The 11,377-nt window shown below is 69.0% G+C and carries 9 protein-coding genes and 1 pseudogene; 3 read left to right on the top strand and 7 right to left on the bottom strand.

The window, feature by feature from the left end:
- Positions 1 to 292: 292 nt before the first annotated feature.
- A complete protein-coding gene (locus DB30_RS23405) occupies positions 293 to 1,060 on the bottom strand; it encodes a YkgJ family cysteine cluster protein (RefSeq protein WP_052552736.1) in 768 nt (255 codons plus the stop codon).
- 126 nt (positions 1,061 to 1,186) lie between these two features.
- Here DB30_RS23405 and DB30_RS23410 point away from each other — a divergent pair, with 126 nt between their 5' ends.
- Entirely contained in the window at positions 1,187 to 2,080 is an 894-nt protein-coding gene (locus DB30_RS23410) for a hypothetical protein (RefSeq protein WP_052552738.1), read from the top strand.
- Positions 2,081 to 2,082: 2 nt separating this feature from the next.
- Here DB30_RS23410 and DB30_RS23415 read toward each other — a convergent pair whose 3' ends face one another.
- Positions 2,083 to 3,045, bottom strand: coding sequence for a serine/threonine protein kinase (locus DB30_RS23415; protein ID WP_052552740.1), 963 nt, complete (start codon positions 3,043 to 3,045; stop codon positions 2,083 to 2,085).
- 299 nt (positions 3,046 to 3,344) lie between these two features.
- Between DB30_RS23415 and DB30_RS23420 the strand changes: the two genes are divergently transcribed.
- The gene (locus DB30_RS23420) at positions 3,345 to 3,944 is read left to right on the top strand and encodes a hypothetical protein (protein WP_052552742.1); all 600 of its coding nucleotides are present in this window, start codon (positions 3,345 to 3,347) and stop codon (positions 3,942 to 3,944) included.
- Between the two features lie 13 nt (positions 3,945 to 3,957).
- Positions 3,958 to 6,081 (top strand): 2OG-Fe(II) oxygenase family protein, encoded by a 2,124-nt coding sequence (locus DB30_RS23425; RefSeq protein ID WP_146660271.1) that lies wholly within the window; start codon positions 3,958 to 3,960, stop codon positions 6,079 to 6,081.
- Here the strand turns inward: DB30_RS23425 and DB30_RS23430 are convergent.
- The 5 genes and pseudogenes from DB30_RS23430 to DB30_RS41620 all read right to left on the bottom strand — a co-directional run.
- Entirely contained in the window at positions 6,071 to 7,420 is a 1,350-nt protein-coding gene (locus tag DB30_RS23430; RefSeq protein ID WP_052552746.1) for a sigma-54-dependent Fis family transcriptional regulator, read from the bottom strand. The genes DB30_RS23425 and DB30_RS23430 overlap by 11 nt on opposite strands.
- Positions 7,421 to 7,422: 2 nt before the next feature.
- Positions 7,423 to 8,289 carry a hypothetical protein gene (locus tag DB30_RS23435; protein WP_052552748.1) on the bottom strand — a complete coding sequence of 289 codons (867 nt, stop codon included), beginning with the start codon at positions 8,287 to 8,289 and terminating at the stop codon, positions 7,423 to 7,425.
- 14 nt (positions 8,290 to 8,303) lie between these two features.
- On the bottom strand, positions 8,304 to 9,833 hold the full coding sequence (locus DB30_RS23440; RefSeq protein WP_052552750.1) for a dickkopf-related protein: 1,530 nt from the start codon (positions 9,831 to 9,833) through the stop codon (positions 8,304 to 8,306).
- A gap of 30 nt (positions 9,834 to 9,863) precedes the next feature.
- Entirely contained in the window at positions 9,864 to 10,685 is an 822-nt protein-coding gene (locus DB30_RS23445; protein ID WP_052552752.1) for a hypothetical protein, read from the bottom strand.
- A pseudogene (locus DB30_RS41620) lies at positions 10,682 to 11,377 on the bottom strand (hypothetical protein); the annotation flags it as partial. The gene DB30_RS23445 and the pseudogene DB30_RS41620, both read right to left, overlap by 4 nt.

Genomic DNA, 11,377 nt, shown 5'->3' on the forward strand with positions numbered 1-11,377 from the left:
CGAGTGACCTGCGTAGTGCGAAAGCGGCTGTGGGGGTCATGGTAGGTGGCCAGACGAGAGCCCCCTTCTAGGGGGCCACACATGCGCCCGCATACAGCCAGCCCGTTGGGAGCGAGCGAAGCGAGTGACCTGCGTAGTGCGAAAGCGGCTGTGGGGGTCATGGTAGGTGGCCAGACGAGAGCCCCCTTCTAGGGGGCCACACATGCGCCCGCGGACAGCCAGCCCCGAGGAGCGAAGCGACCAGACGCGTCAGCGGCTGCAGTCGGCGAAGGGCCAAGGTCTATGTGGGGGTCTAAATGAAACCCGCCAGACCCCATTGGAGGTTGGGAGCTTGGGGGAGCTCGAGCAGCTTGCTGATCGCCGCGAGCGCGAGCTCGACCTCGCACTCGCGGGGGTGGCCCCACACGGGGGGGCGCTCGGCGATCAGGAAGCGGGGGCTGTCTGGTTCGCAGTGGGCGGGGTCCTCGATGTGGACGTGGGCGCGGCAGCTGAGCGGGCGGGCCTCGTAGGCGGAGCAGCTGCCGTCGTCGCCAAGCACGGGGCAGGGGTGGCCGAGGCGGCGCCAGGCTAGCTGGGCTTCGCGGTAGCCGGGCTCGGTGCCGTCTAGCTTGGGCTGCGGGCCCGTGTGGGCGAGCAGGACCTGTCGAAAGGCGCGGGCTTGCTCAACGGCTCGCTGCAGGCGAGCTTGGCCTTGGTCTTGACGTCGCAGGCTTCGAGCCATGCGCAGCGCTTCGATCGGGAGGATCGGTGGGAGGTCGGTGCAGCAGGCCGAGCACCGCGGGCCGCAGGCGGGATCGATCGCGGCTTCGTTGAGGAGGTCGGCGAGGTAGGTGTCCAGGGCTTCGTAGGCGCGATCGAGGAGCGTCCACATCTGCTCGGACGGCGCCGGTTTGTGGCCCTTGGCGATGGCGGCTTCGATGCCGCGCTGGGCTTCGCGCAAGGGGGTGAGGACCGCGGCTAGGTTCGCGCGGGCTTCGTCGCGATCGCGGGCGCGGTGTAAATCTTGACCTCGCTGCGCGGACGAACGCCCGTCTTCGTCGACGACCCTGAGCCGGACCACGCCACATTATTTCATGGACCGGGGGCGCTCACAGGCATGATTTCCCGGACAGTCGGCGCTGCCGCAAGCCGCTGGTGGTCGTGACGCTCGGGAGGTCGCCACACCCAGCCTGCTACTCTTCACGCTGTGCGCCGATCAACGCTGCCGTTCATCATCGCAGTCTCGCTGCTCGCCGGGGTCGCTTGTGCCAAGGGCGGGGCCCCCAGCGGCGGACCCGACGACGAGGATAGGTGGGTCGGATACGACGATCCTTCGTCCGCGGACATGGCAGCGATCCAACCCGCGCTCGAGGACGGTGACCTCGCTGGGGTCGTGGCCCGCGGGCTGACGATCTGGCGGATGCGGCGAGCCATGCGGCTTGGTGATCGGGCGTTCGCGGGCTTCGTTGGGGTGACCGCGGCCAAGTTCGTGGCGATCCCCATGATCGATCCGGGCGGCGCGTCGGGCCAGGTCGCGTACTACCGCTGGGACGACGGCGACCTCGACGATGGGCAGGCGAGCGCCGGCGAGGCCCGCAACTGGGTGGTGGTGCCGCTGACGATCGATCCCGACGAAGCGCTCGAACCCGTGGAGCTCGGCGGCAAGCCTGACGCGGAGCAGCGCCGGGTGATCGCGGCGATGCTGCTCACGCAAGCCAGCGCGAACGCCAAGCACGCTGAAGGTCGCTGGGTGTCCTACGCGTTCCGTGAGCAGGTCATGGCCAACGGCGCGGCGACGGGCCAACGGCAGACGCGGATCTACATGATCGGCGCCGACGAGAATTCGCCCGACATCGAGTACACGATCTTGGATCAGATCAAGCGCAAGCAAGCGCTGACGATCGCCCGCGAGCGTGTGCAGCTCGTCGCTGGGGCGGCGGGCAAGCTGCCGCTGTCAACGCCCGAGCGCGGGGTCGGGCCAAGCACGGTCGCGCGCGCGGTCGAGATTGCGACGGCGACCAAGAAGCCGGTCCAGATCGTGGACGGGGCCGGCGGCAAGTGGGAGGTCGCGCCCAACACCGCGGCGCTGACCCGGCTGTAGGGTCACTCGCCCTGCGGGTCCACCACGTGCTGCAGGGCCCGCTTCATGATCGCGGCGGAAGGAAACCGCTCGTTGGGGTTCTTGGCCGTGGCGGTGGCGAAGAACCCGTCGATGTCGCTGGCGTGCTCGGGGTCGATGTCCGCGGGCAAGTAGGTGCTTGGCGGCGCGGGGATCCGCTCGCGTTGGGCCATCAGGGCTTCGCGCGGGTGCTGCTCGAACAGGTCTTCGAACGGGTGGTGGCCGTTGGTGACCATCTCGTAGAAGGTGATACCCAGGGCGTAGAGATCCGAGCGGGCGTCGAGCTTGGGGTTGGCGTAGGTCTGCTCGGGGGGCATGTAGAAGGGATCGCCCATGATCCGGGCGGTCCGAGCGGTGCCCTTTGGAGCTGGATCTTGGTTGGTCAGATCCATGGCAACGCCAAAGTCGATCAGCTTCACGAGCCGGAGGTTGGGATCGTAGAGATCGATCGCCACGAAGATGTTGGCCGGCTTGATGTCGCAGTGCACGAAGTTGCGGGCATGCACGTGGGTCAGGGCGTCGAGGGTCTGGCTGAAGATCTCGCGCAGGTGCGCGAAGCTCAGGTGCTGGCCGCGGTTGAGGTAGCCGAGCAGATCGGAGCCCTCGAGGTAGTCCATTGCGAACCAAAACAGCCCGTGCTCCTTGGTCGTGCCGACCTCGAGCGTGCGGATCAAGTTGGGGTGCATGAAGGTGCCGCACAGCCGGGCCTCTTGCCGGAACCGTCGCCGCTCGTCCTCGGGCACGCTCATCTTCATCATCTTGAGCGCGGAGTAGCGGTTCATGATCGGGTCAAAGACCTTGTAGACCTTGCCGAAGCCGCCCTCGCCAAGGCGGTCGACGATCTTGTAGGTCTTCGACTGGGTGATCAGGCTGCCCGCCGCGAGCTCGATGTTCTCGAGCTCCTCCTGTGAGAGCTGCGGTTCTGCTTGTGCTGGCTCGGAGCTCACATGAGCACCTTATCGCCACGCAGCGCGGCGGAAAAGCGGCGACTGCGAGGCAGGCAGGACCGGCGCGGAGGGCCCAGGCGGGGCTTCGGGAGCGGTGGGGGCGCGAACGCTCACGGGGCGCCGCAGCTGAGGTCGGGCCCGACGCCTTGCAGGAGATGATGGCGTTGCAGCAGCTGGTGCGCAGGCGATGGCGGCGACTCTCGCCGGCCGACCTCGAACATTGACGAGTGTCACACGTGAAGCTATCGAGCCTCACTCTGCCACGCCGACTCAAACCTGCGCATGCCGTCGCGGTAGCGATGATCCTGCTGATATTCCAGGTCGCCTGCGAAGCCGATGACACCTCGAGCGATCACTTCGCCGATGCGCTCGTCGAGTTCACGCCGGCCGCGTCCAGCAGCTTCGGTCACGACCGGTTGCCGGAGATCGTGCTTGGCGCGCCCGGTGGTCTGTACGACGTGGCGAGTCTGGGTTGCGAAGGCTCGATCGTGATCGGGTTCGACGCGCCGGGGATCATCGACGGGCCGGGGGTCGATCTGATCGTGTTCGAGAATCCGTTCACCGAAGACTTCCCCGAGCCGGGCGAGGTCTCGGTCAGCGAAGACGGGGTCGAGTGGTGGGTGTTCCCGTGTGATCCCGTCACGCTCGCTGGGTGCGCGGGCGTGACCCCAACCTTGGCGCTACCGGGCTCGGGCCTCGATCCTACGGATCCGGCCGTAGCGGGTGGCGATGGCTTTGATCTGAGCACGCTGGTGGGTGGGCCCGCGCAGGTCGAGTTCGTGCGCGTGCGGGATCGCAGCCGCGAGCACTGGGAGCCGCTGGGGGGGCTGTCGTACTGCGACCCTGGCAACCAGGGTGCGGGCGGCTTCGATCTCGACGCCATCGTTTCAGTACACTGAGCCAGGTGGCGGTTTGACTGGCTCACGGGCATCGCAGGACTTGGCGGCGCTGATCCCTTCGAGCACGGCGGAGCTCGACGCGTGGCTGTCGCAGGAGATCCAGGACGAGCTTGGGACCCGGGCGTACCTGCTGCGAGCGATCGCGTGGTGTCGGCGAGGGGCCCTCGCGCGGGCGCGGGCAGACATCGACGCGGCGCTGGCCAAGCTGCCGGCGCACGAGCTGGTGGAGCTGACCTGCGGGCTGATCTCGTACGTGACCCGCGACTACGACCGGGCGCTGGTGTTGCTCGATCGCGTCGCTGACGGGCATCGCTACATGGCCGCGCCAACCCTGCGCGAGTTGATCGCTCGGCTTGGGCGGCTGGGGTGGACGGAGGAGCAGCGCGAGCGCCAACGGCAGCTGGGCGCGCTCGGGATCCGCGATCTTCGTGCGCACGTGAAGGGCCTGCAGCAGACGCGCGCGGCGAGCGGGCGCGGGTCGGTGGCGGACCAGCCGGAGCAGGTGTGGGCGAGCCTTTACGAGCTAGGGCCGCGTGAGGTCGAGGCGCGGCTCGAGCAGCTGGCGGCGTTGGGAGGGCGGGGGACGGCGAGCGAGTTGGCCGGGGTGCGGGCGCGCTTGCAGTTGCTGCTGGGTCAGCTCGACGCGGCCGCGGACGCGCTCGCGGGGTTCGAGGTGGGCGATCCAGAGCTGGCGGACGAGCACTTGGCGCTGGCGCTCGCTCGCGGTGAGTTCGCTCGGGTCGCTGCTGCGCCCTTGGATCATGCGCGGGGCTCCGCGCGGGCGTGGCGGCTGCGGGCCGAGGCGCTGCTCGAGCTGGGCCAGCTCGATGGATCGGCGCAGGCGCTGGCGCGCGCGGACGAACTCGAGCCCGACCACGCGATCACGCAGCTGGTTTGGTTCTTGGTCGACGCGGCCAGCGGCGAGCGGCCCGCAGACGCGGCTCGGTTTGTGGAGCTGTACGCGTTGGCCCCCGGGTTGGTGTCGGATGCGGCCCGCGAGCTCGGCGTGGCGATCTGGATCGACGGGGGCGTCGTCGATGATCCGGCTGTGCTGGCCCGCGTGTGTGCCCGGGCGCGCGCGCTGTTGACCGCAGACCGCAGCGCGGCGCCGATCAGCTACCGCAGCGTCAGCGGATCCGGGACCACGCGGCTGCGTCACGTGCCCGCGGCTGGGGTCGCGCGGGTGGCCCACGCTGACGACGAAGGTGATCTCGTTCGCGCGGCGCGGCTGCTGTTGCGCTCGCTCGAGCGCCACCCAAAGGGCGCTCGCTCGGCCCACGCGGCCACGGCGGTGCGCTCGCTGGACGCGGAGCAGATCGATCAATTCATGGCCGACGGCTACGTGCACTTGCGTGGCGCGTTCCCGCGTTCGCTGGCGCAGTCGATCGTCGACAGCGCCCACCGCCGACTCGCGCAGGATCCGGCGCGGTGGCTCAGCGGGCCACACGCCAAGCGCCAGGCGGCCGAGCTCGCTCGCTATGATCGCAACGATCCACGCACGTGGCCGCAGGGGCGCCTGGACGTGGTTGGCGAGCGTCCGTTCACGATCAGCGAGTTCTCGCCGTTCGCGGAGCGGGCGGTGTTTCAGCTGCTCGGCGACGCTGGCCGGATCCGCACGCGCTCGTGGACCAGCAACCTGATCGTTCAGTACCCGCGCCGAGCCGAGTGGGATCCGTCGGCGCGCGCGTGGGAGCCAAGGCCCAACCAAGAGAGCTGGCACCTCGACTCGCCCAGCGTGCAGACCCGGCTGGATCAGCTGCGCATGGGGCTGTTGGTGTTCATCGTGTTCTCGGATCTGCTCCCGGCGAGCGGCAACAGCTGGCTGGCGCTGGACTCCCCAGCCAAGGTCGCCCGCAAGCTCGCGGCCGCGCCGGAGGGGGTCGACTTTTGTGATGTCCACGCGGGCCGAGCGATCACGAGCGAGTGCGAGCGCCTGTTCGAGGTCACGGGAGAGGCGGGGGATCTGTTGTTGGTGCACCCCTTGATGCTGCACTCGGCGTCGCCCAACCCTTCGCCGCGGATCCGGTTCTTGGGCAACCCGATGGTGTACCTGCAAGCCCCGCTGGACCACCGCCGCGCCGACGCGTCGCCGGTCGAGTTGGTGATCGCGCGGGCGCTGGCGGGCCTCATGGCCTGACGCTCTCGCTGTCACCCCACAGACCCAGCGCTCGCAGCTTGCCGCGCAGTCGGTCTCGGGTGATCCCGAGCTGCCGCGCCCCTGCGCTGATCGTCTTGCACTCGGCGAGCACGCGCGGCAGGTAGAGCCTGTCGACCGCCTCGTGCAGCGTGTCGTAGTCCCGCGTGGGGCCGTCGAGGTTCAGCTTGTGTGCCCACGAACGCGGGGCGCCGAACTCCAGATCTTCGGACCGGATCACGCGATCCCGACACGCCAGCGCCGAGCGGCGGATCGTGTGGTCGAGCTCGCGGACGTTGCCGGGCCAGTCGTACGCGCCCATCAGCGCCATGGCGTCGTCGGCCAAGCTCATGCACGGTTGGTCTGCAGCAGCGAGCTCGGACAGGATCCGCTGCGCGAGCATGAACATGTCTTGGTCGCGCTCGCGCAGCGCGGGCAGGCGCACGCTTGCGTGGGCGATGCAGAGCAAGAGCTCCTCGCGCAAGCGCTTGGCTCGGACTTCGCTAGCGAGGTCGCGCCGACTGATAGCGATGACCCGCACGTCGAGATCGCGAACATGGTCGGGTTGACCAAGTCGACAGACTCGCCGCTGCTCGAGCACGCGCAAGAGCTTGCTCTGCAGCTCGGGCGCCAGCCGATCGATGTCGTCGATGAGCAAGGTCCCGCCGTTCGCTTGCTCGAACACGCCCGCCCGGTCAGCGTCGGCGTCGGGGAAGGCGCTGCGACAAAACCCAAACAGCAACGGGTCGGCGAGTGACAGCGGCAACGCGGCGCAGTCGAGCACCACAAAGGGCCCCTCGGACCGCGCAGAGGCGCGGTGGATCGAGCGCGCAGCCAGCTCCTTGCCCGTCCCTGGCTCGCCTTGGATGAGCACGTCTGCTGGCGCGCTCGCAAGCTTGGCCAAGGTCGCGAATAGCTCGCGCATCACGACGCTGTGCCCGTGCAGCAGGCCCCACTCGTGCGCGGGCGCGACCTCGACATCCACGTGGTCGACGTCGATCAGCTGCAGGCAGACCTCGCCGGCCCACAGCCGGTCGCCCGGAAGCAGGGTCATTCGCCGGACCCGACGCTCGCCGACCCACGTCCCGTTCTTCGAGCCCAGGTCTTCGAGCTCGACGCCGCCGTCCACGGCACGCAGCGAGAAGTGGACCTTGCTGACCGACTGATCGCTGATCACGACCTGGGCGGCGCGGCTGCGGCCAAATGTCACCGCTGCGCTGGTGTCGAGCGCGACATCGATGACCGGCCCAGCGTCGACCCGAACCCGAAGCCGGCCGGGCCTGCGGGCGGCCGGGTGAGTCCGCGACGGTACCGTTGAATTCGTGTGCTCGGAGGGCGACATGCTCAGAACCGTCCTGCGAGCGTGAGCCCTGGGGTGGCGAGCTCGACGTGGCGCAGCGACGCCCGCGACTTGCGGGTGCGACGGGGGCCGAGCACCCAGGCGTCGACCGCGAGCAGCACGGTCCCGGCGACGATCGACGTCAGCCCGACGCCGAGCAGCGCGGCGCCGGGCGGCTCGTAGTTGATGGTCGTCAAGTACAGGTCGTCGCCGGGTCGAGACCTGGGATCGCGCGCGAGCAACACGCCGCCCATGATCGACCCCACCACACCCAGCGCGGTCAGGGAGATGCCCGCAATGCTCGCGGGTCCTGGCTTGGGTGTGCGCGGGGCGAGTGTGTCGGTGTTGGGTGAGTCCGTGAGCGCTGGCGCGGGCGCTTCGACGGTCTTTGGTTGGAGGGCGACAGCCTGGGAGACGGCGCGCGGCAGCAGCTCGAGCGCGTCGGCGACCAGCTCCGCGGGTGTGCATCGAAAGCAGGTCCGCGCCTCGGCGCGCTCGAGCAGCTGTCCCTCGTGGAGCGCGGCCGCGTAGATCACATAGACCGGGTTCTTGTGATCTGGTTGGCCCAGCTCCACGCGCAAGACCAGGCCTGCCGCCTCGGACTCGGCCACGCGGAACCCGAGCTCGCTTGCGATCACCGCGAGCTGATGCGCGACCTCGGCTTCGACCGCGGCCCGGGTGTCGGGGGGCAGGGAGTCCGCGATCAGCTCGACCCGTGCAGAGATCGAGTCGGCGCCCGGCAGCGCCGCGTGGGCGTGGGATGGTTCCGGATCTTGGGCGGAGGCCGGGGAGCTGACTGCGAGCGCGGCGACCAAGGTGAACAAGCCGATCGCGCAGGCGGGGGCGCGGGGGAGGGGAGGGAGTGGGCGCATGGTGGCTCCAGCGATTAGGGGGTGCGGTCAGCTCCGGCGAAGTCGGGTGTGCCGTCCTGGGTTGGGCGCGGGTCGCCGTCGATGTCAGTGGGTGGGTCGCCGGTTTGCCAGGTGGCAGCGGTGTCGATCGCGGCGGGGTACATGTTGGGGATCAGGTGAAAGTCGCCACTGTCGAAGTCGAGGAACCAGTCCGCCATGAGCGCCCCGAGAGCAACGTTGTTGCCCATGGACATCTCGAGCGCACTGTCGGTGACGGAAACGCCGGAGCATTGGACTTCGTCGGCGTCCGATGCTGAAACCAGCAGGCTGTTTCGCACCGTGGTGGCGCCGCCGTCGGTGCATCGAAGCGCTGCGGAGGTGCCGAATCCTGAGCCAACTGTCGTGAAGCTCATCTGCAGTGCGCCGTCGACGATGTCGATCGCGGCCTTGTTGCTGACGTCGCCGCCCACGAAGCTGTTCTCGAGCACGAGGGTGCCGCCGCCGTCGACGAGGATGCCGCCGCCAGCGTTGTTGGTGATCTTCGCCTGCTCGATCCAGGCTTGGCCACCCGTGATCGCCAAGCCCTCGCCTCCGTTTTGGGTTCCGGTCATCGCCACGCCTCGCAAGAACAGAAGCCCCGACGGTGCCACTGTCAGCGGCGCAGACATGTTGACGCCCTGCAGGACCGGATGCTCTCCCGCGGCCGCAAACATCGCCACCGTGTTGCTGATCAGGTTGGTCTCCAGGTATGGGGTGTCCAAGTCTTGCGCGTGGATCACGAGCAGCGGTTCGACCGGCGCGTTGGCCAGCGCGTCTCCGATGTCGCAGTACGGCGCGCCTTCACTGCCGTCGGCCCCGGCACAAACGAAGTCGCCGTCGACATGGAGGATGTTGGCCGGGTCGAAGCAGTTCCCCGCGGCCAGGTTGCACGCGCTGTCGGGACACTGTCCGTGATCCACGCATCCGATACATGTGCTGGTCTCAACCTCGCAGATCGGCGTGGTTCCCGTGCACGCACTTGGGTCATTTTCGGTGCAGGCGACGCACACACCCCCGACACACAGAGGATGTTCTGGGTCGGCACCCGCACACATGCCATCTGGGTCCGCGGTCCCATCACAGGAGACGCACTCCCCGGAGCTGAGGTCGCAGAAGGGCATCGCGCCGTCAGAGCAGTCCTCGTCGCCCATGCAGACGGTGTCGCCGTCACCGTCGCCAGTCGGGTCGCCATCGCCGTCGCCGTCACCAGTCGGGTCGCCGTCGCCGTCGCCCGCGAGCAGGCACGAGTCATCGTCGATGACGGTGTTGTCCCCCCCGCACGCGTAGTAGCAGTCGTCAGCAGGCTGCTCCGCTACGCATCCCAGGAACCCCTCCGAGGTCGAGTCGCAGGCCGCCGCGGTGCAGTAGGGGCGCTCGTTGCCATAGCGCTCAGCGCAGGTTTGATCTCCCTTGGCGTACCGGCAGTGGTCGGGATTGTCGTAGTTGCTGACACAAGCAGCCATCAACAGGCCGCTGGCGAAGCCCAGACTCGTGAACAGAGTGACGTTTGACTTTGAGATCGGCATGACGGTGGCTCCCTATATAAAGGTCAGAGATCAGAATTTTCCCGAGACGCCCAGACCGACGCTCGTGCTGTGGACCAGGGGGAACACACGGGCCTGGCCGGCGCCCGCTCGCTGCTTGCGTTTCTTGGCCTGCACACCAAGGTCGACGCCCAGCAAGATCACACCAGCGACGAGCGCGGCAGCGCCCACACCCACCAGCGCGTAGCCAGGGGCGCGATGATCCGTGCGCACGCCCTGCTCATCGAGGCCGTCCTCGAGCACCACCCCCCGCGAGACCTCCACCCCACCCCCGATCAGCACCCCAACCCCAACCGCCGCCACGATCGCCCCGCCGATCCCCAACCCCGTGATCACCTTCGGCGGCGGCGTCTCATCGGCGGCCCCAGCTTCCCGCGCGTCCGCGAGCGCCTCGACCCGCGCCTCCAAGCTCATCAACAACGCCGGCAGCTGCTCATCGAGCACGGGGATCAACCGAGCATCCACGCACACATGACAGTCGACCCACTCGATCGCCGGCTCCCGCCCGCCGCCGTCATCCACGAACTCGAAGTGCACCCCATAGTCGTACTCGCCCGACTTGAGCACGCGCAGCCGCACCCGCAGCACCATCTCGGCCGGGTCGCCGTCCCCGACGAGCTCGAACGTTGCCGCCCGAACGCGCGGCCCAACGCGATCGACGATCATCTGGCTCATCCCGATCGCCTTGTCGCCGAGCTCGTCGGCGTCGACCTCGAGCCGCACCGTCCGGGGCGCGGGCGAGGCGGTCGGCGGCGCGGCCATGCTTGGCCCCGCGTAGATGAGGGTGACGCACAGGCAACAGCTAGCGATCATCGTGGACAGAGACTTGCTCATTTGGGCTCCGGGTATTCGGGCGTCGCGGCGGCCTGACAGGCGTCGGCGATCGAACGAACCTTCGCATCGTCGGACTGCGCGCCGATGGTGGCACACTCGCTCCAGCGGCCGAAGTTGAACAGGGCAGTCGTCCGCAGGCGGACACGCGTCTGGGCTTGGGTCGACCAACAGGACTTGCGCGCGGTGTGGGTGAGCACGGCTTGCCAATCGCGGCTCTCGAACGCGAGCTGGCCCCGCGCCTGCATGCCTTCGCAGCTGCGCCCGGTCGGCGAGTCTTCGCCGCTGCCGTTCGGTGCGTGGGTGGCCACGAGCTTGGGCCGACGCACGGCGTCAGGTGCTGGCTCGGGGTTTGGGCTGGATGCGGGCTCGGGCGCTGGGCTGGATGCGGGCTCGGGCGCTGGGCTGGATGCGGGCTCGGGTGCCGGTTCGACCCGTGCCGGTTCGACCCGCTCGGGTTCGACCGGCTCGGGCCCAGGCTCGAGCGCCCGATCCTCGCCGAGCGCCGGTGGTTGAACCGCCGCGCCGGTCTTGGCCCGGTCCGCGCGGCTCATCGCCAGCCACCCGCCACCGCTCGCGGCCACCAGCGCGATGATCCCCGCGACAACCACGACCCGGCGCAGCCCAGAGCCCGGTTCGAGCGACGGCCCGCTCGCAGCTACACGCGCGCCAACGGGGGCCGTCACGGCGGCCCG

The organism is Enhygromyxa salina, assembly GCF_000737335.2.
GTDB classification, from domain to species: Bacteria; Myxococcota_A; Polyangia; order Nannocystales; family Nannocystaceae; genus Plesiocystis; species Plesiocystis salina_C.

What these genes read in the sequence shown, in the direction of transcription:
- DB30_RS23420 (WP_052552742.1), top strand. Translation starts at nt 3,345, where the DNA reads ATGATCCTGCTGATATTCCAGGTCGCCTGCGAAGCCGATGACACCTCG.
- DB30_RS23430 (WP_052552746.1), bottom strand. Translation starts at nt 7,420, where the DNA reads ATGTCGCCCTCCGAGCACACGAATTCAACGGTACCGTCGCGGACTCAC.
- DB30_RS23435 (WP_052552748.1), bottom strand. Translation starts at nt 8,289, where the DNA reads ATGCGCCCACTCCCTCCCCTCCCCCGCGCCCCCGCCTGCGCGATCGGC.
- DB30_RS23440 (WP_052552750.1), bottom strand. Translation starts at nt 9,833, where the DNA reads ATGCCGATCTCAAAGTCAAACGTCACTCTGTTCACGAGTCTGGGCTTC.
- DB30_RS23445 (WP_052552752.1), bottom strand. Translation starts at nt 10,685, where the DNA reads ATGAGCAAGTCTCTGTCCACGATGATCGCTAGCTGTTGCCTGTGCGTC.